At 67.7% G+C, this 24,752-nt stretch carries 22 protein-coding genes; 13 read left to right on the top strand and 9 right to left on the bottom strand.

What is annotated here, in order from left to right:
- Window positions 1-14 precede the first annotated feature (14 nt).
- The 5 genes from AC1DKN_RS15755 to cycA all read left to right on the top strand — a co-directional run bounded on the left by AC1DKN_RS15755 (window position 15) and on the right by cycA (window position 3,813).
- Window positions 15-245: a CsbD family protein gene (locus tag AC1DKN_RS15755; RefSeq protein ID WP_476871807.1), complete on the top strand. Its 231-nt coding sequence runs from the start codon at window positions 15-17 to the stop codon at window positions 243-245.
- 42 nt (window positions 246-287) lie between these two features.
- On the top strand, window positions 288-875 hold the full coding sequence (locus tag AC1DKN_RS15750; protein WP_476871806.1) for an RNA polymerase sigma factor: 588 nt from the start codon (window positions 288-290) through the stop codon (window positions 873-875).
- Entirely contained in the window at window positions 872-1,465 is a 594-nt protein-coding gene (locus AC1DKN_RS15745) for an Asp23/Gls24 family envelope stress response protein (RefSeq protein ID WP_476871805.1), read from the top strand. The genes AC1DKN_RS15750 and AC1DKN_RS15745 overlap by 4 nt, the downstream gene beginning before the upstream one ends.
- A complete protein-coding gene (locus tag AC1DKN_RS15740) occupies window positions 1,462-1,911 on the top strand; it encodes a hypothetical protein (RefSeq protein ID WP_476871804.1) in 450 nt (149 codons plus the stop codon). The genes AC1DKN_RS15745 and AC1DKN_RS15740 overlap by 4 nt, the downstream gene beginning before the upstream one ends.
- Window positions 1,912-2,298: 387 nt before the next feature.
- Entirely contained in the window at window positions 2,299-3,813 is a 1,515-nt protein-coding gene (cycA, locus tag AC1DKN_RS15735) for a D-serine/D-alanine/glycine transporter (protein ID WP_476871803.1), read from the top strand.
- Between the two features lie 162 nt (window positions 3,814-3,975).
- Here cycA and AC1DKN_RS15730 read toward each other — a convergent pair whose 3' ends face one another.
- Together AC1DKN_RS15730 and AC1DKN_RS15725 are read right to left on the bottom strand one after the other, a co-directional pair.
- Window positions 3,976-5,424: an MFS transporter gene (locus tag AC1DKN_RS15730; RefSeq protein ID WP_476849810.1), complete on the bottom strand. Its 1,449-nt coding sequence runs from the start codon at window positions 5,422-5,424 to the stop codon at window positions 3,976-3,978.
- A gap of 91 nt (window positions 5,425-5,515) precedes the next feature.
- Window positions 5,516-6,547 (bottom strand): Lrp/AsnC family transcriptional regulator, encoded by a 1,032-nt coding sequence (locus tag AC1DKN_RS15725; RefSeq protein WP_476871859.1) that lies wholly within the window; start codon window positions 6,545-6,547, stop codon window positions 5,516-5,518.
- Between the two features lie 204 nt (window positions 6,548-6,751).
- Here AC1DKN_RS15725 and AC1DKN_RS15720 point away from each other — a divergent pair, with 204 nt between their 5' ends.
- Together AC1DKN_RS15720 and AC1DKN_RS15715 are read left to right on the top strand one after the other, a co-directional pair.
- Window positions 6,752-8,020: a M20 metallopeptidase family protein gene (locus tag AC1DKN_RS15720; RefSeq protein WP_476871802.1), complete on the top strand. Its 1,269-nt coding sequence runs from the start codon at window positions 6,752-6,754 to the stop codon at window positions 8,018-8,020.
- Between the two features lie 23 nt (window positions 8,021-8,043).
- A complete protein-coding gene (locus tag AC1DKN_RS15715) occupies window positions 8,044-9,333 on the top strand; it encodes an MFS transporter (RefSeq protein ID WP_079550797.1) in 1,290 nt (429 codons plus the stop codon).
- Between the two features lie 87 nt (window positions 9,334-9,420).
- Here AC1DKN_RS15715 and AC1DKN_RS15710 read toward each other — a convergent pair whose 3' ends face one another.
- Window positions 9,421-10,656 (bottom strand): MFS transporter, encoded by a 1,236-nt coding sequence (locus tag AC1DKN_RS15710; protein WP_476871858.1) that lies wholly within the window; start codon window positions 10,654-10,656, stop codon window positions 9,421-9,423.
- Between the two features lie 154 nt (window positions 10,657-10,810).
- Here AC1DKN_RS15710 and trmB point away from each other — a divergent pair, with 154 nt between their 5' ends.
- Window positions 10,811-11,767, top strand: coding sequence for a tRNA (guanosine(46)-N7)-methyltransferase TrmB (trmB, locus tag AC1DKN_RS15705; protein WP_476871801.1), 957 nt, complete (start codon window positions 10,811-10,813; stop codon window positions 11,765-11,767).
- 102 nt (window positions 11,768-11,869) lie between these two features.
- Complete coding sequence (locus tag AC1DKN_RS15700) at window positions 11,870-12,676, top strand: DUF1206 domain-containing protein (protein ID WP_230007768.1); 807 nt, start codon at window positions 11,870-11,872, stop codon at window positions 12,674-12,676.
- 74 nt (window positions 12,677-12,750) lie between these two features.
- Here AC1DKN_RS15700 and AC1DKN_RS15695 read toward each other — a convergent pair whose 3' ends face one another.
- Both AC1DKN_RS15695 and AC1DKN_RS15690 read right to left on the bottom strand, forming a co-directional pair.
- Window positions 12,751-13,434 carry an anti-sigma factor family protein gene (locus tag AC1DKN_RS15695; RefSeq protein WP_476850731.1) on the bottom strand — a complete coding sequence of 228 codons (684 nt, stop codon included), beginning with the start codon at window positions 13,432-13,434 and terminating at the stop codon, window positions 12,751-12,753.
- Window positions 13,431-13,940 (bottom strand): sigma-70 family RNA polymerase sigma factor, encoded by a 510-nt coding sequence (locus tag AC1DKN_RS15690; RefSeq protein ID WP_026538160.1) that lies wholly within the window; start codon window positions 13,938-13,940, stop codon window positions 13,431-13,433. Before AC1DKN_RS15690 ends, AC1DKN_RS15695 begins: the two co-directional genes overlap by 4 nt.
- A gap of 186 nt (window positions 13,941-14,126) precedes the next feature.
- Between AC1DKN_RS15690 and AC1DKN_RS15685 the strand changes: the two genes are divergently transcribed.
- Window positions 14,127-14,654: a COG4315 family predicted lipoprotein gene (locus tag AC1DKN_RS15685; protein WP_476871800.1), complete on the top strand. Its 528-nt coding sequence runs from the start codon at window positions 14,127-14,129 to the stop codon at window positions 14,652-14,654.
- Window positions 14,655-14,816: 162 nt separating this feature from the next.
- On the opposite strand, the gene AC1DKN_RS15680 is transcribed toward AC1DKN_RS15685, so the two are convergent.
- Entirely contained in the window at window positions 14,817-15,743 is a 927-nt protein-coding gene (locus AC1DKN_RS15680) for a DMP19 family protein (protein ID WP_476871799.1), read from the bottom strand.
- Window positions 15,744-15,939: 196 nt separating this feature from the next.
- Between AC1DKN_RS15680 and AC1DKN_RS15675 the strand changes: the two genes are divergently transcribed.
- The gene (locus tag AC1DKN_RS15675) at window positions 15,940-19,344 is read left to right on the top strand and encodes a DEAD/DEAH box helicase (protein ID WP_476871798.1); all 3,405 of its coding nucleotides are present in this window, start codon (window positions 15,940-15,942) and stop codon (window positions 19,342-19,344) included.
- A 36-nt stretch (window positions 19,345-19,380) separates the two neighbouring features.
- Here the strand turns inward: AC1DKN_RS15675 and AC1DKN_RS15670 are convergent, their stop codons facing one another.
- Window positions 19,381-19,848 carry a hypothetical protein gene (locus AC1DKN_RS15670; RefSeq protein ID WP_476871797.1) on the bottom strand — a complete coding sequence of 156 codons (468 nt, stop codon included), beginning with the start codon at window positions 19,846-19,848 and terminating at the stop codon, window positions 19,381-19,383.
- 9 nt (window positions 19,849-19,857) lie between these two features.
- A complete protein-coding gene (locus AC1DKN_RS15665; protein WP_476871796.1) occupies window positions 19,858-21,810 on the bottom strand; it encodes a primary-amine oxidase in 1,953 nt (650 codons plus the stop codon).
- 118 nt (window positions 21,811-21,928) lie between these two features.
- Between AC1DKN_RS15665 and AC1DKN_RS15660 the strand changes: the two genes are divergently transcribed.
- Together AC1DKN_RS15660 and AC1DKN_RS15655 are read left to right on the top strand one after the other, a co-directional pair.
- On the top strand, window positions 21,929-22,519 hold the full coding sequence (locus tag AC1DKN_RS15660; protein WP_223917200.1) for a TetR/AcrR family transcriptional regulator: 591 nt from the start codon (window positions 21,929-21,931) through the stop codon (window positions 22,517-22,519).
- Window positions 22,520-22,642: 123 nt separating this feature from the next.
- A complete protein-coding gene (locus AC1DKN_RS15655; protein WP_476871795.1) occupies window positions 22,643-23,614 on the top strand; it encodes an AraC-like ligand-binding domain-containing protein in 972 nt (323 codons plus the stop codon).
- Window positions 23,615-23,670: 56 nt separating this feature from the next.
- On the opposite strand, the gene AC1DKN_RS15650 is transcribed toward AC1DKN_RS15655, so the two are convergent.
- Window positions 23,671-24,684, bottom strand: a complete 1,014-nt coding sequence (locus AC1DKN_RS15650; RefSeq protein WP_230009156.1) for an isopenicillin N synthase family dioxygenase — start codon at window positions 24,682-24,684, stop codon at window positions 23,671-23,673.
- Between the last annotated feature and the right edge of the window lie 68 nt (window positions 24,685-24,752).

Below are 24,752 nucleotides of genomic sequence, written 5' to 3'. Positions count from 1 at the left end.
GCAAAGGAAACATCATGGGAATCGACGACAAAGTCAACTACACAGTCATCCACCACATCGGTGCGGCCAAAGAAGGCGCCGGCAGCATGACAGGCGACCAGGGCCTCAAGCGTGAAGGCCAGCACGAGCAGGCCCAGGCAAAACTGCAGGAGGCCGGCGACCGGGTCAAGGACGCCGCGGCCGATATCGGAGAGAACATCAAGGACGCCGCGCGGAAGCTCAAGGAAGGCTTCAGCAAGGAGTAGCCCGCACCCCGATAGGCCCGCGATGAAAGCAGAGATAAGCGCGTGACTGGTTCACCTTCGGCGCCGCATCAACTGGACCTCGTACCGGACGCCCTGCTGGTGGGTCGGGCCACCGACGGCGACACTGCCGCTTTCGAGGCGCTGGCCCGACGGCATGGCCCCGTTATGCGGGCCTGCGCCCGCCGCCTGACCGGCTCCCTCGCCGATGCCGACGACGTAGTGCAGGAATCGCTGATGCAGGCCTGGAAGCAGCTCGACACCCTGCGCGATGGGGACGCCGTGAAGGGCTGGCTGCTGCGTATTACCGGCAGCCGCAGCATCGACCACCTGCGCCGGCGAAGAAACCATTCGGACCTCGGCGATCTCCACCACGGGCTGGAGGCTGGTGCGGGCACCGCTCACAGGGACCACCCCGAACACTCCGCCCTGAGCGGTTCCCGGATGGACGCGCTCAAGACCGCGCTGGCCGCCCTGCCCGAGGAACAACGCCGCTGCTGGGTGCTGAAGGCGTTCAATGACCAGAGCTATGAGGAAATTGCGCAAACCTTGAACATCAGCACTGCCAGCGTCCGCGGCCGCCTTTCCCGGGCACGCATCACTCTGGCCCGCGAAATGGAGGACTGGCGATGAGCACCCCTGGCGAGACTCTCGGCTGCGGGCACAACCTGGCAGACCTGAGCGAATACCTGGACACCGGACGGATCGGCGATCCCGGCCACCTTGAGGACTGTCCCGAATGCCAGTCCGGGCTGGCCTCGCTGCGCAGGCTCGCGGCCCTCGGCAATGAACTGCTCGACGCCGACACCGCTGCGGCCGGCAGCGGCAGCGACGACTGGATGAAGACCATTCTGGACAACCTGCACCTGGAACTGCGGCCGGGCAGGAACATTCCCCTGCGCGCCGACACACCCGGCGACCTCCTCACCGAGACAGAGGGCGCCATATCGGCGCTGATCCGCTCTGTTGCGGATTCCCTGCCCGGCACCGCTGCCGGAAAATGCCGCCTGTACGGGGACGTCACCGAGCCGGGGGCCCCCATCACCATCGGCGTCGACCTCGCCGTCGTCTACGGGCATCCCTTGGAACAGCGCGCCACCGCGCTTCGCTGGGAGTTGGCCACGACCCTGGCCCTGCAGACAGAACTGAACATCACGGCGATCGATGTCACGATCACCGACGTTTTGGAGCCCGGCAATCCAGACCCAGAGGAGACGCCATGACCCAGCCCTTGCCTCCCGGGCACGGCACGCCTGCGGCACTGCCCGACGCCGCGCTGCCGGCCGAACAGCCCGACGGCGCGCTGCCGGCCGAGCTGCCCGACGCCGCGCTGCCGGCCGAGCTGCGGGCGGTCATCGATGCCGTTCACGGCGTGACGGCGGTGTATCCGGCGCGACCGCTCTGGCAAACGATCGCGGGCGCGGCCCGGTCGGCCGTGACCGGAGAAGCGCCGCCGGCTGTTGACGTCATCGATTCCGGTGCCGGCGCGACACCTTCGACTGTGAGGACGCGCATCGGCGTGAGCGGGGCGTACCCGGCCCCGGAGGTGGCCCGGGCCGTGGCCGCGGCGGTGCGGCGGCACTTCAGCCCGCACCCTGTGAATGTCCACGTTGGCATCGTCCAGATCGGCACCGACCAGGTTTCAGAAGCCCCTACGCGCAAAATATGACAAAAGACAGCGGACGACAACTGAAGCTAAGATGATCGACAGCTGTCGAAGCCGCCCACGGGCGGGTGATCTGCGCCAATGCGATTCGGAGCCCCGCAGCGGGCGGGCGTGCCGGCGTCGCAATTTTCCCTAGGGCCCGGCGAAAGATGAGGGTCCCGGACCGGCTCCCGCGCCTTCCGGGAGCTTCGTCCCGCCGGGAGCGCGGCGGCACTCCACCGACCAGACGGTCCACCTACACGGACCGACGTGACAACAGGGACCACGAAATACCGGCCCTAACCTTGATCTACCCGCCAAAACTGTTACCTCCGTCACACTCTGACGGATCCGTGCGGCCCGCACTGTGGAACCCCCGCCGGCGACCGCCTGTGACAAGGAAGAAGCCTCATGTCTGAACGCATCACCACGGCCGCTCCGGCCACTGCAGAATCTGACATTGCCCAAACTGGAACTGCCGCCTCCGCCAACGGTGACTCCGGGAACCGCGAACCGCACCTCGCCCGGGCCCTCGGCAACCGCCACATCCAGCTGCTCGCCATCGGCGGCGCGATTGGCACCGGCCTGTTCATGGGGTCCGGGAAGACCATCTCGCTCGCCGGCCCCTCCGTCATCTTCGTCTACATGATCATCGGCTTCATGCTGTTCTTCGTGATGCGTGCCATGGGCGAGATCCTGCTCTCCAACCTGAACTACAAGTCCTTCAGCGACTTCGCCGGTGACCTCCTCGGGCCGTGGGCCGGCTTCTTCACCGGATGGTCCTACTGGTTCTTCTGGGTGGTCACCGGGGTGGCGGACATCGTCGCCATTTCCGGCTACGTGGACAAGCTCGCTCCCGGCACGCCCCTGTGGATCCCCGCGCTGCTCACGCCCGTGGTCTTGATCCTCCTGAACCTCCCCACCGTGAAGGCGTTCGGTGAAGCGGAGTTCTGGTTTGCCATCATCAAGGTGGTCGCCATCGTGGCCCTGATCGTCACCGGCGCGGTCATGATCGCCACCCACTTCACGTCCCCGAACGGCGCAGAAGCCAACCTCGCCAACATGTGGAACGACGGCGGCATGTTCCCGCACGGCATGTTCGGCTTCGTCCTCGGCTTCCAGATCGCCATCTTCGCTTTCGCCGGAATCGAACTGGTGGGCACCGCCGCCGCCGAAACCAAGGACCCGGAGAAGAACCTGCCGCGCGCCATCAACTCCATCCCGGTCCGCGTCCTCCTCTTCTACGTGGGCGCCCTGGTGGTCATCATGGCCGTCAATCCGTGGCGCACCATCGACCCCGCCAGCAGCCCGTTCATCGGCATGTTCACCCTCGCCGGGCTGGGGATCGCCGCGGTGGTCATCAACCTTGTGGTCCTGACCTCCGCCGCCTCCAGCGCCAACTCCGGAATCTACTCAACCTCCCGGATGGTCTACGGCCTCGCCCAGGACGGGAACGCGCCCAAAGCGTTCGGAAAGCTCAGCGTCCGCAAAGTACCGCAGAACGCGCTGCTGTTCTCCTGCATCTTCCTGCTGGCCGGCCTGGTCCTGCTCTATTCCGGCGACTCCGTGATCGGCGCGTTCACGGTGGTCACTTCCGTGGCGTCCGTGCTGACCATGTTTGTGTGGTCCATGATCCTGGTCAGCTACATCGTCTTCCGCCGCCGCCGGCCGGCCCTGCACGAGGCTTCGTCCTTCAAGATGCCCGGCTCCGCCTTCATGCCGTACGTCGTGCTCGCGTTCTTCGTGTTCATGCTGGTGGCCCTGGGGCAGGCCGACGACACCCGGCTGGCACTCTTCGTGGCGCCCGTGTGGTTCCTGCTGCTGGGCGCGGCCTGGCACTTCAACCGCAAGTCCCCGCTGCAGCAGGCCCGGATTGTGGAATGGAAGGCCGTCCGCTCGCAGGAGGAAGCCCGCGCGTCTGCCTGATCCCCGCGCTGAAACAAGGGAGCGCTGAAACAAAGGAGCGCTGACGCACAGGAGCCCCGGCCGGATCATCCGGCCGGGGCTCCTGTGCAGTGCTTGTTATGGTGCAGTGCGCGTCATGGTGCAGTGCCCGTCATGGTGCTGTGCCCGTCATAGTGCTTGCCGCTACGCGCGTTTGGTGACGGCGGCCGGGGCGACGGCGACGCGCGGCGCGACGGCCACGGCGGCGGTCCCGATCACCGCCGTCAGCGCGAACACTCCGGCAAACGACGCCGACGGCGCCGCCGTCGCGAACGCTGCGAACACGATCCCGGTGCCGGCGAGGGCCAGGGCGCCGCCGAGGGAATCCGAAATGGACATCGCCGAACTGTTGAAACCCTCGGTGTCCTTGGTGGAGAGTGCCAGGGTCATGACGCTCAGCCGCGGATACATCAGGCCCATGCCGCCCCCGGCGAAGATCCATCCCGCGATCGCGACCGCGGCCGGCCAGGCCAGCACCGTGGTCACGAGGGCCAGGACGACGGCGCCAAGGACCAGGGCCGATCCGATCCGCACCGCCCTCCGGTGCTCCAGCCGGGTCCCCAGCCGGCCCTGGATGGCCGACGCAGCAGCCCAGGCGATGGCGCCGCCGGTGAGCGTTAGGCCAGCAAACGTCGGGGCGAAGGCGTAGCGTTCCACGAGCAGGTACGGCAGGTAGACCTCGGCGCCGAAAAACGCCGCGGATGCCAGGCCGCGGGTAAGGATCACGCTCGGCAGGCCGCGCCGGGCGGTCAGCGTTCCGCGCGGCATGAGGGGACGGACGGCCAGGAGCGCGACGGCGACGGCGGCCGCCGCCAGCACCCCGCCGGCGACCGGTACCGCTGCGGACAGGTTCAGGCCCAGCACGGCGAGCGCTGCCAGTGCCGCCAGCGCCAACTTGGCAAGGCCTCCCGGCCGGCCGCGGGACCCTGGCTCAGCGGCCGGGGAATCTCCGTCGGCGCCCGTGCTGCCGTTCAGGCCGCGCAGGGCCGGGGCCGTCAGGAGCAGGGCCGGCACCACCAGTCCGACCACACCGAGAAAGACCCACTGCCAGCCGGCCAGTTGGGCCACGGCGCCGGCCGCGAACGGTCCCACGAGGGACGGGATGACCCAGGCCGCGGAGAAGGCGGCGAAAATTTTCGGATGCAGGACCGGCGGGTAGACCCGGGCAATCACCACGTAGAGGGCCACGGTAAGCCCGCCGCCGCCGAGTCCCTGCACCAGCCGTCCGGACACGAGGACCGGCATGGTTCCGGCGGTACCGGCGATGAGCAGGCCGAGCACGAACATGCCCACTGCGGCCAGGAGCGGCGCCACCGGCCCCTTGCGGTCCGACCAGCTGCCCGCGGCCACCATGCCGATCACCCCGGTGGCAAGCGGCCCGGCGAAGGCCAAGGCGTAGAGTCCCGCACCGTCCAGTTCCCGGCTGACGAGCGGCATGATGGTGGTCACCGCCAGGGACTCGAAGGCCGCCAGGAACACAAGCGCGCAGGCGCCGAGGGTCACCAGCAGGTAGCTGCGGTGGAAGATGCCGGCCGATTCCGGGACGGCTTTCGGACGGGATTCCTGGTGATGGGGCGGGTCGGTCTGGGGCACGTGCCACAGCTTACAACCGGACCCTCACAGCCCGCCCGCCTGTGGGCCTATCAGCTGGCCGGTGGGCCCATCAGCTGCCGGTCCGCCGCCGTCAGCCCGCCTCGTCGAACCCCTGGACAGGAACCACGACGGCGCCACTGGCCCTGGAGTCCGGGTTCAGCATCCAGCCCACACGCTTGACGGTGCTCAGCATGACGACGCTTTCCACGAGCTCGATCCCGGGAACTTTTTGCTGCAGCGCCACCTCGATGTTCATGACGTCCGCCAGGGACTGCAGCCACATGATGATCACGAAATTCGTGGGCCCCGTGGTGGAGGCGCTGAGCCGGACGTTCCGCATGGTCCTCAGCTCGGCGGCGGCGGCCTCGTGCCGCCCGGCGGGGACGTTGACGAACCATTGGCAGGTCACGGGGAAAGCGGAGAGTTTCTGGGCCACCTCGCACCGGAATGACAGGATGCCGCTGGCGAGCACACGGTTGAGCTGGCGCTGGACGGTGGCCGGGTGCCTGCCGAGGCCGCGGGCAATGTCCGCCGCCGTGGCCCGCCCGTCCCTGGCCAGGAACGGCAGGAGCGCCAGGTGGCTGTCCGGCAGCGCCTCCCGGGCGGCAACCTGGGCAACCCCGGTGGCCTCGGGGCCGGCCAACGCCCGCACGGCGGCCTGCTGCGCGCGGCTCAACACGTTCAGCCGCCAGGAGCCGCCGCTCGCGTGCAGCCTGGTGCACAGGGCGGTCTGATATTTGAGGAGGCCGTCAATCTCCTTCAGCCGGGAGATGACTTTCAGGCTGAAATCGTCCAGGGAGGGCGTAATGACGGTCAGCATGAGGTCCCGGTGGCTGGCCGCCTCCTCCACAGTGACGATTTCCGGCATCTCGGCGAGCCTGGCGGTGACTTCCTCGCGCCGGTGCATTTCGCAATCCACGGCGACGAATGCCAGGCACATTTGCTGGGGGTCACCGATTAGGTGGGCGGTGATCCAGGACACGCCAGAGTCCAGCAGCCGCTCCCACCGGGCGGCCAGGGTGGTGGCGTGCGCGCCCAGCACCTGGGCCGCATCCGCCCAGCTCAGCCGCGGGGCAATCTGCAGGACGTTGATCAGGGCGAGATCGTCCTCGCTGAGTTCCATCATTTATCCCTTCATCCGTGCACGAAACCTGCGGCAACAGTCTATTCGTGCATTTTTTCTGCCCTTCGGGCGGGTGTGAACTGTGTCACTTGAGAATAGACGCAGGACGTCCCCGCCGGACGTGAACCAAGGAACTTCGAAAAACAAGCCAGTCGCCAGCCAGGCGATTTTCGACAAACGACAAACGACAAACAAGGAGAACACGTGCCGATCACCGCAGATGCCCGGGAAATGCAGACGGACCTTGCCCGGCTCCGCCACGAACTGCACCGGGAACCCGAGATCGGCCTGGCGCTGCCCCGCACCCAGGAGAAGGTGCTCAAGGCCCTGGACGGGCTTCCCTACGAGATCACCCTGGGCCAGGAGACGACGTCGGTCACCGCAGTACTGCGGGGGCAGGGGCCCGGGGCCGAAGGGGGCTCGCGCCCGGCGGTGCTGCTGCGCGCTGACATGGACGGCCTGCCGGTGCAGGAGAAGACGGGCGTGGACTACACGTCCAGGATCGACGGCGCCATGCACGCCTGCGGCCACGACCTGCACACCTCCATGCTGGCAGGGGCCGCCACCCTCCTGGCCGAACGCCGGCACCAGCTGGCCGGCGACGTCGTCCTGATGTTCCAGCCCGGCGAGGAAGGCTTCGACGGCGCGAGCCACATGATCCGCGAAGGCGTGCTGGATGCCGCCGGCCGGCGTGTGGACGCCGCCTACGGCATGCACGTGTTTTCCGCCCTCGAACCGCACGGCACGTTCTGCACCAAGCCCGGCGTCATGCTGAGTTCCTCCGACGGCCTGGTGGTCACCGTGCTCGGCGCCGGCGGTCACGGCTCGGCCCCGCACTCGGCCAAGGACCCCGTCACGGCGGCCGCCGAGATGGTCACTGCCCTCCAGGTCATGATCACCCGCCAGTTCAACATGTTCGACCCCGTAGTCCTCTCCGTGGGGGTCCTCCAGGCCGGCACCAAGCGCAACATCATCCCGGAAACCGCGCGCATCGAGGCCACCATCAGGACCTTCTCCGAGGAAGCCCGGCAGAAAATGATGGACGCCGTGCCGCGGCTGCTGAAGGGAATCGCGGCGGCACACGGCCTGGACGTCGACGTCGACTACCAGCAGGAGTATCCGCTGACCATCACGGACGAGGACGAAACGCACACCGCGGAGAACGTCATTGCGGGCCTGTTCGGCGACTCCCGGCTCTCCCGCTGGGCCACCCCGCTGAGCGGCTCCGAAGACTTCTCGAGGGTTCTGGCCGAGGTCCCCGGCACGTTCATCGGGCTGAGCGCCGTCCCCCGGGACACCGACCATGCCACCTCCGCGTTCAACCACTCCCCGTACGCCACGTTCGACGACGGCGTGCTGGCTGACGGCGCCGCACTCTACGCCGAGCTCGCCATCTCAAGGCTGGCCGCACTCGCGGCCGCCGACGCTCCTGCCGCGGCCAACACGGTAGCCGCCGCCTCCGCCCTTTCCTAACCCGCACCCCGAGGGAGAAGACCATGACTGCAGCCACGATCACGCCGGCGGCAACCCGAACATCCACCCGCAAGACGCTCGTCGGCACCGGCATCGGCAATGCCGTCGAATGGTATGACTGGGCCATCTACGCCACGTTCACGCCGTTCATCGCCAGCCAGCTTTTCAGCAAGTCGGATCCTGCGTCCGCGGTGCTGTCCACCCTGGCGATTTTCGCCGTCGGCTTCGTTGCCCGCCCTTTCGGCGGCTTCCTGTTCGGTTGGATCGGTGACCGGATCGGCCGGAAGGCTTCCATGACCCTGGCCGTGGGGCTGGCGTCGGTGGGCAGCCTGATGATCGGCATCGCGCCGACGTTCGCGGCCGTCGGCGTCTGGGCATCGCTCACGCTCCTGGTGGCGCGCCTGATCCAGGGCCTGGCCCACGGCGGCGAGCTGCCGTCGTCGCAGACGTACCTGTCCGAAATGGCGCCGAAGGAACACCGCGGCTTCTGGGCCACGCTGATCTACACCTCCGGCACCGTGGGTATCCTGTTCGGAACCCTGCTCGGTGCCGTGCTGAACATGACGCTGAGCACCGAACTCATGAACGCGTGGGGCTGGCGCATCCCGTTCCTGATCGGCGCGGCCATGGGTCTCTACGCGCTGATCATGCGGTCCCGGCTGCACGAAACGGACGTCTTCGAGGGTGAGGCCGCGACGGAGAAGCGCGCTCCGATCTGGCCGCAGATTGTCCGCCACCGCAAGCAGGCCCTCCAGGTGATCGGCCTGACGGTCGGCCTGACCGTGATCTACTACATCTGGGGTGTCGTCGCCCCCAGCTACGCCACCACCGCCCTGAAGATCGACCGGGGCGAGGCCCTGTGGGCCGGCGTGATCGGCAACATCGTGTTCATCGCGGCGCTGCCCTTCTGGGGCAAGCTGGCGGACCGGATCGGACGCAAGAAAGTGCTGTGGGCCGGTGCGATCGGCGCAGGAATCATGCACTTCCCGATGACCGCCCTGCTCAAGGATTCCGCCTGGCAGCTGGCCGTCAGCATGTCCGTCATGCTGATCTTCATCGCCGCCAGCGCGGCGATCGTCCCGGCCGTCTACGCCGAGCTGTTCCCCACCAGCATCCGCACCGTGGGCGTCGGAGTGCCCTACTCGATCTGTGTGGCCGTGTTCGGCGGAACCGCGCCCTATCTGCAGCAGTGGCTCGGCACCACCGTGCAGATGCCGCAGCTGTTCAATGTGTACGCCGTGCTGCTGCTTGCCATCTCCGCGGCCTGCGTCTTCACCATCCCGGAAACCAAGGGCAAGGACCTCACGCTCTGATCCGGTCCCGCCCGGTTGAGCTATCAGCTGTGGCTGTTCTGGAGGGTCCAGGACAGCCACAACTGATAGCTCATCGCATTTAAAACGTCAGTCGCCGATGTAGCGGTCGCGCCCGGCCCGGTACCCGAACACCGCTGCGAGAGAGCCCACCAGCATGAACAGCACACCCGCCGCGGCAAAGGATCCGGTGGACTGGTGCAGCTGGCCGACCAGGAGCGTGCCGCTGGAGCCAATCCCGTAGCCCACGCCCTGCATCATCCCGGAAAGGTGGGCCGCGGTGTGCCCGTCCCGGGTGCGGACCATGATCAGCGTCAGCGCGGCGGCGGTCAGGCTTCCCTGCCCCAGGCCGAGCAGCCCGGTCCACAGCCACAGGAGTTCCACAGGCCCGAAGATGCTCAGCGCGAAGCCACCGCCGGTCATGAGCGCCACCACCGTGTTGAGGGCACGCTGGTCCCGGAACCTGGTGGCCAGCGCCGGCGCGAACAGCGAGCCCAGCATCTGCAGCGCAATCGAGGCCGAGACGATCAGGCCGGCCGTGCCGCCGTCCACCCCCCGTTCGCGCAGGATCGGCGCCAGCCAGGCGAAGACGCTGAAGGACATCATGGCCTGCAGGACCATGAACCCGGTCACCTGCCAGGCCACGGCGGAACGCCAGACGTTGACGCCTCCGGCCGGCCGCGCCGCCCCGCCGGGACGGGCCCGGAGCGCCGGCGGCAGGAACAGCAGAAGGACGACGCCGGCCGGCAACGCCCAGAACCAGAGCGCCGCCGTCCATTCCCCGCTCGCGCGGAAGACCGGGAACGTGAAGCCGGCACCGAGCGCGGCCGAGGCACAGATCGCCGTGGTGTAGAGGCCGCCCATGAGGCCCAGGCGATGCGGAAAGTCACGCTTGACCACGCCCGGCAGCAGCACGTTGCACAGTGAAATCGCGGCCCCGCACGCGGCGGTCCCGGCGAGCAGAGCCGGAAGGTGGCCGGCCGCCGGCAGCTCCAGGGGCCGCAGCAGCAGCCCGGCGGTGAGCACCGCCATGGCACCGAGCAGCACCCGTTCGGCCCCGAACCGGCGTGCCAGCCCAGGGGCGAGCGGAGCGAACACCCCGAGCAGCGTCACCGGGACGGTGGTGAGCACCATGACCGCCCAGGCCGGAAGCCCGGCGTCGGCCGTCACCTCCGGCAGTACCGCAGCGAAGCTCGAAAACACTGTGCGGAGGTTCAGCCCGATCAGGACCAGGCAGATCCCCAAATACGCGAGCTGCCGGCGGCCGGCAGCGCGCGGCGGCCCGACGGGGCCGTCCCGGAGAACGGCGCCGGCCGAATGGTCCAACTCGTCAGTTTTCCCAGCTGAGGTCACCCGCCCCATTCTTGCAGGCCCGCGTCTTCACCCCTTCCCTTCAATCCTTCCTCCGCGACCGGCCCGCCGGGGCGGCCGCGGGATCCCCGGGCGGCCCGGCCCGGCGAACTCAACTATTCTGGAAGGGATGAGCGAATCCCCAGAATCCCCCGGCCTGCAGGCAAACCCGGAGTCCGGCTTCCCGGACCAGAGCCAGTTGCCGCGCCCCGTGACCCCCGGCAGCCAGGCCTCGTTCGGCACCTATGGGGGCCGCCCGGTGAGCTTTGTACGCCGCGGCACGCGCCTTCAGGGCCGACGCCAGGCGGCCTGGGAGGAACACGCAGACCGTTGGGCGGTTGAGGTCCCCCGCCATGTCGCCAACACCTCCGTCCACCCGGACTATGTGTTCGACGCAGAGGCCGAATTCGGCCGCACGGCTCCGCTGGTTGTCGAGATCGGCTCCGGACTGGGCGACGCCGTTTGCCACGCCGCGGAGCAAAACCCGGACAAGGACTTCCTGGCCGTGGAGGTTTACACCCCCGGCTTGGCCAACACCTTGATCAAAATCAACAGCCGCGGACTGAGCAACGTGCGGGTGGTCGAGGCGAACGCCCCTGAGGTGCTCGCAACCATGCTCCCGGCCGGCTCCGTCACGGAACTATGGGTGTTCTTCCCGGATCCATGGCACAAGTCCCGGCATCACAAGCGCCGCCTCATTCAACCGGCGTTCGCTGATCTCGCCGCCCGGGCCATCAAGCCCGGCGGCATCTTCCGGATCGCGACCGACTGGTCCAACTACGCCGTTCACGTCCGCGAGGTCATGGCGGGCTCGGCGGAGTTCGAGAACCTGCACGAGGGCGAGCGCGCCGGCGCGGACAGCCCCCTGACCCAGGTGTGGGAATCCGGCGTCGAGTCCCGCGTGGGCGGAGCACCGGTCAAGGAAGGCCGGGCGCCGGTCAGCACCGAGCACACCGGACCCAACGAGGGCGTCGACGGGACCGGCGGGTGGGCGCCGCGGTTTGAGGGCCGTATTCTGACCAGTTTCGAAAACAAGGCGCACGAAGCCGGCCGCCTGATCTTCGACCTCAGCTACCGCCGGATTTAGGCACCACGGCGCGCGGGTACCTTTTGTTGAGCGGCTTCGCGTGGCACGATTACGGAACGAACCACGCTGGGTAGTACTAAGGAAACGATCATCAAACGAGAATTGAACGACGCTGCTGACGTCGCCGAGGACGTCACCAATTCGAAGCCCCTCGAAATCGCAGCGCGGGCCGGGTTCGCCGTGTCGGGGTTGCTGCACTTCCTCATCGGGCTGGTCGCGATCCGGCTTGCCATGGGCGGCCAGGGCCAGGCCGATGTCAGCGGCGCGGTGGAAGAGCTCGCCGGGCAGCCAGCGGGGCCGTTGCTGCTCTGGACGTCGTTTGCCGCCTGCGTGGCGCTGGCCATCTGGCAGGCGTCCGACGCCATTTTCGATTTCGGGCACCTGCCGACCAAGAAAAAGGTCGGCAAGAAACTCAAGGCGGCCCTGCAGGCCGTGGTGTACACCGCGTTCGCCCTGACGCTCGCGTCGGTCGCCACCGGGGCCGGCTCCGACAACCGCGAGTCGACGTCCGATATGACCGTAAACCTCATGAAGGCACCGGGAGGCGTCGCACTCCTGGTGATCATCGGCGCCGCGGTAGCCGTCACCGGGATCGTTTACGCGATCCGCGGCTTCAAGAAGTCCTTCATCAAGTACCTGCGGATGCCGTCCCAGCCGCAGGCGCGCACCGCAGTGACGGTGATCGGCATGGTGGGCTACGTTGCCAAAGGCTTTGCCCTGCTGCTGGTGGGCCTGCTCATCATCATCGCCACGGTGAAGGCACACCCCGAAGAGTCAACCGGGCTCGACGGCAGCCTGAAGGCCCTGCGGGAGCAGCCGTTCGGCGTGTACCTGCTGGCCGCAGTGGGCGTAGGCCTGATCTGCTACGGCATCTACATGGCGATGCGGGCCAAGCTCGCGAAGATGTAGGCCCGCGTCGGTTTCCATGTCCCGGACCGGAAGCATGTCCCGGACCGGACGGACCGCCGCGCCCCACGAGTGGGCTACCCCTGGGGCACGGCAATGACAGCAACGGTCTGCTGCTGCTCATCGCGCATCTCGACACTGGCGATCCTGGCCAGCTGCACCGGCGTCGCCCCGGTGATCCGGACTCTGCCGGTGGGCGTCGCCGTCCACGCGCAGGCGCGGTCCACGCCGCCGTCACGGTCCTTTACCCAGAGTGAGAGGGTCCCGGCGACGGGCAGGCTGCGGCCGTCCACCGCCAGTTCGGTGCCCCAGGTCTTCTTGACGAGCCCCACAGTGACCTCCAACCCGCTGCTGGCCGCAACGGAATAGCTCGCGTCCGGTTTGGCGGGTTGGTTCAGCAGCGGACCAGCCAGGATCCCCAGCCCCAGGCATGCGGCGGCCGCCGCGGCCACCGCCGACGTCCACCGGCGCCGCACCTTCCGGCGTCGGGCGGCGAGCTCGTCCAGGAGCCGGCTTGGGACAGGTTCGCGTTCCGGCGGGATCAGCGCGCGGTCCCGGGCGGCCGCCGCCGCGGCGGTGAGCGCGACGGCGTCGGACACCGGGATCGCGTCCAGCAGCGCGGGGAGGCTGGCAAGTTCGTCCAGCTCCTGACGGCAGTGGGCGCACACCGCAAGATGCTGCTCGAAGGCCGCGGCTTCGGCCGGCTCCAGCCCGCCGAGCAGGTACGCGCCGAGGTAGTGATGCAACTCGGTCCCGTTCACTGCTGCACCCCCATTTCGTCGAGGATCGTCCGTAGGGCCCGGACGGCGTAGAACGCCCGGGACTTCACCGTGCCGCTGGGGATCTTCAATTGGGCGGATGCCTCCTGGACTGTGTAGCGGCGGTAGTGGAGCGCAACAAGGACTTCGCGGTGTTCCGCGCTGAGCCGCAGCAACGCCTCTTCCATCAGCACCTTGTTGAGCAGCTCGTCAATGCGCCCCGCGCCGACGCCGCCTTCCGGGAGGGCCTGGACATCGCGGTCGCCGGCTTCCTGCGGCCGCCTTTGGGCCTTGCGGTAATTGTCGATCATGATGTTGCGTGCCGTCCGGAACAGGTAGCTGCGCAGGCTGCCTGTGATCTGCGGCGCCTGCTGCCAGACCCGCAGCACCGTCTCCTGGACGACGTCGTCGGCGAGCTGAGGATCCCGGGAGACGCTGAGGACAAAGCGTTTCAGGGCCGTTCCGTGGTCGCGGTAAATCGCAGCCACGACGTCTTCGTCCAGCGGCATTGCCCACCTCCCGGAAATTCGTGCTCTGCCCCTCTACGACGTACGGGCAGGCCCAATAGTTCAGTGTGCCCCAGGACAGCCCGACACGAACATGTCGGTTCCGCCATGAACCATTCCGCTCTCCATGGCGTCGTATCTCGTAGCGCCGGCCTCCGAGTTGGGCTGGCTCGAGTCTAGGAGCAGCAAATGAAGAAGCATCTCAGCATTGGCTTGTCCGCGTTCGCTCTGGCCGCCCTCCTGTCCGGCTGCGGCGGCGGAACGACCACGACGCCGACGTCGGCGGCACCGGCCACGTCGGCTCCCGCAGAGTCCAGCGCGCCGGCGAGTTCCGCGCCGTCGTCCATGACCGCGGCGGAGCTCTCGGTGGGCGAGTCCAAGGCGGGCCAGATCGTGGTGGCCGACCAGGGACTGAGCGTCTATTTCTTCACGAAGAACACGAAGGATTCCGGGAACAGCGTCTGCACCGGCGCGTGCCTGACGTCGTGGCCCGCTGTCACGTCGACGACGGCGACTCCCACAGTTAACGGCGTCACCGGCAAGGTCGGAACCATTCCCACGGCTGACGGAAAGATGCAGGTGACCATCAACGGGATGCCGATCTACTACTACTCCAAGGACCAGGCCGCGGGGGACATCAACGGCCAGGGCGTCGGCGGGGTCTGGTTCCTCGTGTCACCCTCCGGGGAAATGATCACGGCACCGCCGGCCGGGTAGGCTCACCGGCCGCGGATCCGCGGCCGGTCCGCCGGGCAGGAAAACTAAACCCGGCACGGCCGGGCCAGAGTTAGTCGGCACGGGTTGCTCAACACGGCACGGCCGGCGCCTGCATTTGGGGGCAGACGCCGGCCGTACCGGAAAACTGTCGCGGAAGGCCGCCTACGGGCGGGCCTTTTCGAACTCCGCTGACCCTGCGAACTCAACAGCCCCTTCGAACTCAACAGCCGCGAGGATTTCCTGGGTCCGCGGATTGAGCATGAAGGCCTCCTCGTCGTCCTCCAGCATGAGGAATTCGCCCTGTTCCGTGGTGAAGTGCCAGGCCAGGGTGGTTTCCCCGTTGTGCTCATAATTCGGATCGCCCATGGTGATCCGCACCAGGCTGTGGCCCGCGAGGGCGCACAGCTCGCGGATGATCTGCTCGAACTCCGGCGCGTCCAGGAGCGCCTCCTCGGCGGCTGCCGCCTGGCGCTCCGCGAGGTCGGAAAGCCGGGCCACCCGCCCGGCAATGTGGGCGTCGAGGTCGTCGTCGGAAAGGACCAGCAAGTCCTCCTGGCCGCGCAGCCACGCGGCATTCAGCGCAGCGATGTCCTCTGTTGCGAGGATCGACTCGAATTCCCCGTCCAGTTCTTCGATGCGCCGAACGGCGTCGGAGACCCCGTCGCCCGGTTCGTCTTCCTCTGTGCTTCCGGCGGCCCAGCCGCTGCCGCCATCAAGGTAGCTGTCGACGTCGGTGTCGCTCAGGGCGCCGAAGGCGGCCACCGTGCGGTTGAAGAGGTCCAAGTGCGCGGCGGCACCCATGGCCTCCAGGCCTTCCCGGACGTAGGGGTCGACTTCCTCGCGTTCGGGCGCGGTGAACACGTACTGCGCGAAGCCGCCGGCCAGCGCCTGCGTCAGGTAGAAGTCCACGTAGTAACTGCGCAGCGCAGCCGGGGAGATCTCTTCCGTGTCCAGCAACTCCTCGAACATGGCGTTGACCACGTTGACGTTCGCGTCGACAACGTCCTCGTTTCCGCCTTTGAGGCTTTCGGTGGTCAGCACGGTGGGGTAGCTGTGGGCGGACTGGATGGTGGGCTCACTGTGGGTCATGCGGAATCCTTACTGCTGGCGCTGCTGATACTCCGGACCTCTCCACGGTAGGGCCGTCGTCACGGCGGGCGGCCGAGCCCCGGTTGAACGTCAGGCGAAGTTTAAGCGGCGCTTGTGCTGGCGGCGGCGAAGTTCCGGGGTCCCGGCCGGCTCGGTAAGATGGATCAGATGACCACCTGCCGAAAGTAGCGCGCACATGCCATCCCATCCGGACGAGAGTGCGGCACTGGCAATACAGACTCCCGCGATCAACGACCGCTCCCTCGCGGCCGGGCTCGCCTACGCCATGGGGAGCCGCGTTTCCGGGATCTCCTTCGACGCCGCCACGGGCCTGCTGCTGGGCAAGGTGCGGGGCGGTTCCGACGTGCCCTATTCCACGACGGCGAAGCTGGTCCGGAAGGCAGGCGGCTGGAGCTGCACGGTGGGCGTCTGCAGCTGCCCGGTCCGCAAGGACTGCAAGCACGTGGCGGCCCTGCTCTTCGCGGCCGAAGACAACCCCGCCACCAGGATGCAGCTGCTGGCCCCCGCCGAGGGCACGCGGCTTTCCCGCCAAAGCGCGCCACCGGAAATGGCCGACTGGGAGCAGGCCCTTAGCCCCCTGATCGCCCACCCGGGGATCACGCCATCCGCCAACGGTACCCCCCTGGCGCTCCAGTTCGACGTCGAGGAACCCGCCCCGCACTTTTCCTACACGGGCCGCCGCGACCCGCTCCGCAGCGTCCGCCAGCTCAAGGCACGCCCCGTCATCATGGGCGCCAAGGGCAAGTGGATCCGCGGCGACGTCTCCTGGAGCACACTGAGCTACCTGAACTACCGGCGCGAATGCAACGAGGCGCACGTCGAGTGGATGCAGGAATTCCTCGCCTCGCACACCGCTGTGGCAAACCGCCAGCACTCCGGCACCGGACTGTGGCTGGGACTGAACACCTACGCCGGCAAGAACCTGTGGAGCCTGCTGTCCCAGGCCCAGAAAATCGGCGTCGCCCTGGTGCACAGCCGCGGCACGGAGCCGGTGCGCCTGGTCGAACAGCCTGCCGCCGTCGGGCTGAACCTGGCACGGATCGGCACCGGCGGGGACGACGGCGGTCTCGAGCTCGCGCCGACCATCACGGTCGAAGGTGAGGTGGTGGATCCGGCGTCGGTCGGGACCATCGGCCGCCCGGCGCACGGAATCTTCCTGGCGTCCGACAGCGGCGCCCTGCCCGGTACCGCCCCCGCAGACCCCGTCATCACCCTCGCCCCGCTGGAAAGCGGTCTCAGCGAGGAACTGCTGACCTTCGTCACGGGCGGGACCACCCTGCACATCCCCGCACGGGACGAAAGCCGCTTCCTGACCGGGTTCTACCCCAAGCTCAAGCAAACCGCCCGGGTTACCGCCTCCGACGAGTCGGTGGAACTGCCCACGCTCGCCGTCCCCACCCTGTCCCTGCTGGCCAATTACGGGGCCGACCACCGGGTCCGGCTGCATTGGGAATGGCACTACACGTCCGGAAACCTCGTCACGGCGCAGCCGCTGTGGCGGCACCCGGGCGATCACGGCTACCGGGACGACCCGGCCGAGGCTCGCATCCTCGAGGCGGTCGGGCAGCCCTGGGACGTCGTGCCTGCCCTGGGCGAATCCGCGACCGGCGGCTGGGGCACGCCGCGCCTGGCTGCAACGGCAGAGCTGGCCGGACTGGACACCCTCGCCTTCACCGAGGACGTGCTCCCCCGGCTCCGGGACCTCCCCGACGTCTCCGTGGATACCTCCGGCGAGATTGCGGACTACCGCGAAGCCGACGAAGCCCCGGTGGTGGCGATCTCCACAAAGGCGACGGACAGCCGCGACTGGTTCGATCTGGGCATCGTCATCACCCTGGAGGGCCAACCGGTTTCCTTCGCGGCACTGTTTTCCGCCCTCGCCGCCGGCCAGACCCGCATGCTGCTCCCCAGCGGGGCGTACTTCGCGCTGGACCTGCCGGAGCTGCACCAGCTGCGGGCCCTGATCGACGAGGCCCGCTCCCTGCAGGACAACCCCGGCGACAAGGACGCCCCGTTGCAGATCAGCCGCTTCCAGGCCGGGCTGTGGGACGAGCTCGCACACCTGGGCATCGTGGATGAACAGGCCGCGGCGTGGCGCGAGTCCGTGGGCGGTCTCCTTGAAGGTGGCATCAAGGGCCTTCCGCTGCCCGGGTCGCTGAACGCCGAGCTGCGCCCGTACCAGTTGGAGGGCTTCAACTGGCTGAGCTTCCTGTACCGCCACGGCCTCGGCGGCGTGCTGGCCGACGACATGGGCCTGGGCAAGACCGTCCAGGCCCTCGCACTGATCTGTGCCGCAAAAGACGCCGCCGCAGGCGATGAAGCCGGGCCCGGGTCCGGGGCCGCCCCGTTCCTCGTCGTCGCCCCCACTTCCGTGGTGGGCAACTGGGAGGCGGAAACGGCACGGTTCGCGCCCGGGCTCAGCGTGCGCGCCATCGGCGAAACCTTCGCCAAGAGCGGCTCGCACCCGGCCGAGGCGATGGCCGGAGCGGACATCATCATCACCTCCTACGCCCTGTTCCGGATCGACTACGAGGCCTACGCCTCCCAGACCTGGGCCGGGCTGGTCCTGGACGAGGCGCAGTTCGTCAAGAACCACCAGTCCAAGGCCTACCAGTGCGCCCGCAAACTGCCCGCCGCCTTCAAACTCGCCATCACCGGCACTCCGCTGGAGAACAACCTGATGGAGTTCTGGGCACTGACCTCGATCGTGGCTCCCGGGCTCTTTTCCAGCCCCAAACGGTTCGCCGAGTATTACCAGAAGCCGGTGGAGAAGAACGGCGACAAGGGGCAGCTGGACAAGCTCCGGCGGCGCGTCCGGCCGCTCATGATGCGGCGCACCAAGGAACAGGTCATCAGTGACCTGCCGCCCAAGCAGGAGCAGATCCTGGAAGTCGTGCTGAACCCGCGGCACCAGAAGGTCTACCAGACCCACCTGCAGCGGGAGCGCCAAAAGATCCTGGGCCTGATTGAGGACGTCAACAAGAACAGGTTCACCATCTTCCAGTCGCTGACCCTGCTCCGGCAGCTGAGCCTGGATCCCTCGCTGATCGATCCCTCCCTGTCCGGGGTGCGTTCCAGCAAGCTCGATGTCCTGTTCGAGCAGCTCGCGGACCTGGTGGCCGAAGGGCACCGGGCCCTGATCTTCAGCCAGTTCACCGGTTTCCTGGGCAAGGTCCGGGAGCGCCTGGTCGAGGAGAACATCGAGTTCTGCTACCTCGACGGCGGCACACGCAACCGCACCGACGTCGTGAACGAGTTCAAGAACGGCGCCGCACCGGTATTCCTCATCAGCCTCAAGGCCGGCGGCTTCGGCCTGAACCTCACCGAGGCCGATTACGTGTTCCTGCTGGACCCGTGGTGGAACCCGGCATCGGAGGCCCAGGCCGTGGACCGGACCCACCGGATCGGCCAGGCCCGGAACGTCATGGTCTACCGGCTGGTCGCCAAGGACACGATCGAGGAGAAGGTCATGGCGCTCAAGGCGAAAAAATCCCAGCTCTTCGCCGACGTCATGGAAGGCGACGCACTCACCGGCGGCGCCCTGACGGCGGAGGACCTGGCGGGCCTGTTCAACGACTGACGCTGACCAACCCGGAAGCAGCGCTTCAGCCGCGCTTCAACCAAGATACGGCCGACCGGGGTCCGCCCGCAGCCGGGCCAGCAGCGTCGCGGCGATTAGCGCCGTCGTCATTTCCAGCGCGATGACTGCCAGCAGCGCCCCGGAACCCGACGGCGCCGCGCCGGCCCCTGCGGCCGCTGCGGCGGTTCCGTGGTGACTGTGGCCCGTGCCGCCGGCTCCCGTGCCGAGGAGCAGGACCGCGTGCACCGCGGTCATGGCCAGCGCCGCGGCCATCACCTGGCGAAGGGCCCTGAGCCTGCCGTGGCGCCAGATGTGCACGGCGCACGGCAGGCACACTGCCACCATGGCGAGCATGAGCACGTTCAGCCAGGTCCCGTGCTGGTTCCCGGCGGCCAGCCACAGATGCGCGAGGCACGACGCCGCGGTCACGGCGGCGCAGATCCGGGAATGTAAGACGACGCCGGCGGGGCCGGCCCGGCGGCCCAAGCTGGCTGCGACACTCACGGCGTCGGCCTAGCTGTGGCAGTGTGCGCCGGCGTCGCCATCGCCATGGCAGCCAGAGGACTGTTGAGCGTTGGCCGGCACGTCCAGCACGGGGCTGCGGTCGAAGAAGCCCTCGGGCCGGAGCTTGAAGCCGACCGTGTCCACCGGCATGATGGGCCAGTCCTCCGGACGCGGGAAGTGGGTCAGGCCGAAGGTGTGCCACACCACGATGTCCTGGCCGTCGATGTCGCGGTCCTGGGCAATGTAGGCCGGCAGGCCTGCTCCCCCGGCGTGCTGGTTGACGAAGTCGCCCGTGGGGTACCGCTCCTCCTCCGCGAACCGCGTGACCCACAGGTCCTTCGTGGCAAAGGCGGCGCGCCGGGCGATGGAGGACTCCGGGTCTGCCAGGAGAGTGGGCTGGCCCTGGGCATGCAGCTTGTAGCCCACGGGATCGCCCAAGCGGTTGCGTGATTCCGGGTTGGAAATGATCCAGGTCCGGCCGCTGCGCGCGTCGGCTTCCCGGACGGCTTCCGACTCGCGCGCCAGGACAGTCCGCTTCCGTGAGAACGCGTTGCCGCGTTCGTTGCCCTCGCCCATTCCCTGGCGGACCACGTCCTCTTCTTCGACCCGGTTGGTGAGGCCGTCGACCGCCATGTCCAGCCGCGCGCTGAACAGGTGCTGGTGGTACGGGGCGCCCAGGCCCGGAGCCAGTTGGGAGATGTTGGCCGAGCCGCCTTCGGGGTAGGCGGAGGTGAAAACCACGCCGGTGGCCTTGGCCTCGAACTCGATGGTGCCGTCGAGGTAGAGGTACCAGTAGAAGCCGTAGTCGTAGTTGCCGATGGTGGTGAAGAACGAGATCACCAGGCGGCGGTTGCGGCGGGTGTAGTTGATGCCCGTCCAGAGGTCGCTGTGCTTGGCCAGGATCCCCCAGTCTTCCTCGTGCATGCAGATGCCGTTGCGGATCTCGCGGGGGTTGCCGAAGGCGTCGCTGATGACGGGGCTGAGGTAGGTGATCTCGCCGAGGCAGTCGCAGCCCAGTTCCAGGGAGTTGGCGTACTGGCCCACGAGGTATTCGCCGGTGTCGAAGTAGTTCTGCCACGACCGGATCGGCGACGGGTCCCCGTACGGGACCACCATTTCGGCGATCGATGCACGGTTGATGATGGGACGCAGGCGGTCGCCGTCCTGGAAGGCAAGGTTGTGCAGCACCACCCCCTCGCGGACGTCGAAGCCGACGTCGAGGCTCCATTTTTCCCATTCGACGTGGTTGCCGCCGGTGACCGTGAAGCTGGGCCCGTCCGGCTGCGTGATGTTGATGGGCTTCTGCGTGGTGCGCAGCCGGCCGGTGAGCTCCGGATCGGTGTAGTTGCCGTGCTCCGCGGGAATCGGGACGGCGCCGGTGTCCAGCACCTGCGTCACTTCCTGGCTCACGACGTCGACATAGGCCACGAGCCCGTCCACCGGGTGCGCCCAGGCGCTGTCCTCGGGGAAGTCCTGCACGAAGGCCAGGCCACGCAGGATCCGGCGGCCCCTTTCCTCCGGGTACTCGAAGACGCCGGCGGACAGCGGGGCAACGCGGACCTTGCTGACGTCCAGACCGCGGCTGGCGAGGGCCTTGAGCCAGCGCTCGTCCGTGGCCAGGAGCTGTTCGACGACTTCGAATTCCTCCTCGAGCACCGGGAGCTCGCCGGTCGCCGCCGTGTCCAGCTCGACGGCGGAAACCACCGTGCCGCTGGAGACCGAAACGGTCACATCGGCCGGTCTTCCCCCTGCGGCATCGTGAAGGAAGACCCGGAACCGGCGATCCTCACTTTCGGCCGGCGCGTTCCGGGCGGGGTCCAGCAGACCGAGGTACGCGATGCGCCGGGTCCCGCCCAGCAGTCCCGCGGCACGCAGGATGCCCTGGACCGCGGTGATTTCGGCGCCCGTGGCCAGGCTGTAGGGGCTGTAAGGGGTGCGGGTGTCAGTTTGTGCGGTCATCATGACGGCCTTCGTTCGGTGACCCTGGCGGGTCAGAACTTTATTTTCTATAGTTGTAGAGAATACGGAAATGTAAGCTGTGCCACAAGAGTCCGACTCAAAATATTTGGGGAGCTGTCCGGTGCCAAAGATTGTCGACCACGACCAGCGGCGGCTTGAACTCGTCGACGCCACGTGGCGGATCATCGCCCGGCTCGGGATTGAAAGTGCCACCATGCGGGAAATTGCCCTCGAGGCAGGTTTCGCGAACGGCGCCCTCAAGCCCTACTTCCCCACCAAGGATGACCTGCTGACCTTCGCGTTCGGGCACGTCTTCAACCGCACCAACGAGCGCATCGCTGGAGTCACCGCCGGGCAGGCCGGGCTGGCGGCCCTGCGGTCGTTTTGCGTCGAGGTGCTGCCGCTGGATGAGGAGCGGATCAACGAGGCCCGGATTGTCATCCCGTTCTGGCAGAAGGCCATCAATGACCCCGGCAAGGCCCGGATCCACCGGGATTCGATGGAGCAATGGCTTGCGGCGATGCGGCGGTACCTTGCCGAGGCGCGGCAGGCCGGCGCCGTCACCACCGCCGTCGACGACGCCGCCCTGGCCGGGCAGCTGCTCAACCTCCTCCTCGGCGCGCAGATTACGGCGGCACTCACCCCGGAAGGCCAGGTGGAACTCGGGCTGAACGAGCAGCTGGAAGGCTTCCTGACCCTGCTGGCCTGCTAGGCCCCAGGCAATCTTTATTCGCCGAGCGTCGAAAAAAGATGACATCGGCGGGCCGCGCCGCTACTCTGAAAGGACTGTGTCCCATGACACATTCCAAGAATTACGACGGCGTCAGGATCTTCGATGACTGCAGTTGCAACCCGCCCAGTGGCCAGCCCCGCCGGACAGCATGTACTCACCAGCACAGCAGAATCTTTCGACCACTGGAGGCACCTGGTCGCGGAGTCCTTCGTTCCCCTGGCCGCCTCGAGCGCCGATGCGGACAACTTCCGCGGCCGCATGCGGGCCCGCAGGCTGGACCGTGTGGCACTCGTCGAGGTCTCCTCCTCGAGCCATGAGGTCCACCGCACGCCGGCGCTGATTGCGCAGTCCAACCAGCGCTATTTCAAGCTCAATCTCCAGCTGCAGGGCACCGGGCTCCTCATCCAGGACAACCGCGAGGCAGTCCTGCATCCGGGCGATCTGTCCATCTATGACACCAGCCGCCCGTACACGCTTGCCTTCGAGGGCGACGCCCGGCTCATGGTGCTGATGTTTCCCTGGGACGCGCTGTCCCTGCCGCCGGACTGCATCGCGCAGCTTTCGGCGCTGCGGATGGCCGCCGACGGGGGCCTCGCCGCGATCGTCGGTCCCTTCATCGCCCATCTCGCCGAGAACCTGGAGGCGCTGAGCGGCCCCAGCGGATCGCGGCTGGCCACCAACGCCCTTGATCTCGTCTCCACGATGCTGCATTCGGAACTGGACATGTCCCCCGACCGTATGAGGCCCCAGGCCCTGTTGGCGGCATCCGTCCGCGAGTACATCGATGCCCACCTGGCCGATCCAATGCTGTCACCGGCGTCCATCGCGGCGGCCCATTTCATCTCCACCCGGCACCTGCACAACGTCTTCCATGAATCCGGGACCACCGTGGCGAGCTGGATCCGGACCCAGCGGCTGGAGGGGGCGCGCCGCGAACTGCGCGATCCGCTCCTGGCCGGAATGCCGGTCGGAGCCGTGGCCGCGCGCTGGGGCTTCCTGGATGCGGCCCATTTCAGCCGCTCCTTCCGTGATGCCTTCGGTGAGTCCCCCAGCGACTGGCGGCGCGGCGCCTGAGCCTGGCCTTCACCCCCTGCCGAGAGCACCTGCCGTCGTCAGCACCGGCGCCAACGTCAGTTCGTGATCAGATCCGCGTGGTGAACTGCGGCGACGTTCGGGTGGGCCCGGAGCCGGTAGCGAAGAGCGTTGTCTCCGTAGGTTTCCAGGATCGGGCTGTTGGTCGGGTCAACGGACAGTCCGCGGGCCTTGGACTGAAACTCCGGGCTCACCGCAAGCTTCGGCATGGTCGCGTCCAGCGCAGGGTTGTAGAAGAACGGCAGAGAGATCCTGTCAGTGCCGCGCAGGGGCGAGATCACGCGGTGCAGAGTCGCCTTTAGATAGCCATTTGTGGCCAGTTCGAGCATCTCGCCGATGTTGACCACGAATGTTCCGGGCACCTGAGGTGCGTCGATCCACTTCCCCTGATACTCGACCTGGAGTCCGCCCTTTCCGGGTTCGACCAGAAGGAGCGTCAGGACGCCGCCGTCGCGGTGGGACCCGACGCCCTGCTTGGGCTCCGGATTGGACTCCCCCGGATAACGTACAACCTTAAGCAGGGGAAAAGCCCGTGCGGCAAAAGCCGCGTCGAAGGTGTCCTCGGGCGCTCCCAGGGACACGGCAAGCGCCCGCAGGAGAGCGAGGGAAATGGCACTCAGCCGCTCGGTCCACTCAGAGACAATCGCCCGCATTTCGGGCAGTGCATCCGGCCATAGGTTGGCCCCCTCCAGGCGCCAGTAGTCAGCGACGCCGGCACCCGGCTCCACAGCGTCACGCTCGACGCCGATATCGATCTGCTCGCGCCAGTCCACCGCCCCGTCCGTGAGTTCGCCGCCGACGCGGGTGTAGCCGCGGAACTGCGGGCTGTGGACGTTCTCGACGGAGAGCTTCTGTTCCTCGGACAGTTCGAAGAAGCGGCGTGCGACGTCGAGCATGTCGTCAACGAGCTTCTGCGGGATGCCATGGCCCGCCAGATAAAGGAACCCGACTTCATGCATGGCGTTACGCAGCTCGTCCCGAAACTGGGAGGCCTCCTCAGGCCCTGCATTCAATCGGGAGAAGTCCAGGACGGGCAATGATTCGAGTGACAATGCGGACTAGTCCTTTACAGCGAACTTGGCAAGCCGAAGCCTCTATTAGTTTCAATGTTACGGACGGA

The organism is Arthrobacter sp. 01N444 (genome assembly GCF_056399305.1).
Note: the sequence above shows the minus strand (reverse complement) of the source record. Positions and strands in the feature narration are given on the sequence as shown.

What these genes read in the sequence shown, in the direction of transcription:
- AC1DKN_RS15755 (WP_476871807.1), top strand. Translation starts at nt 15, where the DNA reads ATGGGAATCGACGACAAAGTCAACTACACAGTCATCCACCACATCGGT.
- AC1DKN_RS15745 (WP_476871805.1), top strand. Translation starts at nt 872, where the DNA reads ATGAGCACCCCTGGCGAGACTCTCGGCTGCGGGCACAACCTGGCAGAC.
- AC1DKN_RS15740 (WP_476871804.1), top strand. Translation starts at nt 1,462, where the DNA reads ATGACCCAGCCCTTGCCTCCCGGGCACGGCACGCCTGCGGCACTGCCC.
- cycA (WP_476871803.1), top strand. Translation starts at nt 2,299, where the DNA reads ATGTCTGAACGCATCACCACGGCCGCTCCGGCCACTGCAGAATCTGAC.
- AC1DKN_RS15725 (WP_476871859.1), bottom strand. Translation starts at nt 6,547, where the DNA reads ATGGAACTCAGCGAGGACGATCTCGCCCTGATCAACGTCCTGCAGATT.
- AC1DKN_RS15715 (WP_079550797.1), top strand. Translation starts at nt 8,044, where the DNA reads ATGACTGCAGCCACGATCACGCCGGCGGCAACCCGAACATCCACCCGC.
- trmB (WP_476871801.1), top strand. Translation starts at nt 10,811, where the DNA reads ATGAGCGAATCCCCAGAATCCCCCGGCCTGCAGGCAAACCCGGAGTCC.
- AC1DKN_RS15690 (WP_026538160.1), bottom strand. Translation starts at nt 13,940, where the DNA reads ATGCCGCTGGACGAAGACGTCGTGGCTGCGATTTACCGCGACCACGGA.
- AC1DKN_RS15685 (WP_476871800.1), top strand. Translation starts at nt 14,127, where the DNA reads ATGAAGAAGCATCTCAGCATTGGCTTGTCCGCGTTCGCTCTGGCCGCC.
- AC1DKN_RS15680 (WP_476871799.1), bottom strand. Translation starts at nt 15,743, where the DNA reads ATGACCCACAGTGAGCCCACCATCCAGTCCGCCCACAGCTACCCCACC.
- AC1DKN_RS15675 (WP_476871798.1), top strand. Translation starts at nt 15,940, where the DNA reads ATGCCATCCCATCCGGACGAGAGTGCGGCACTGGCAATACAGACTCCC.
- AC1DKN_RS15665 (WP_476871796.1), bottom strand. Translation starts at nt 21,810, where the DNA reads ATGATGACCGCACAAACTGACACCCGCACCCCTTACAGCCCCTACAGC.
- AC1DKN_RS15655 (WP_476871795.1), top strand. Translation starts at nt 22,643, where the DNA reads ATGACTGCAGTTGCAACCCGCCCAGTGGCCAGCCCCGCCGGACAGCAT.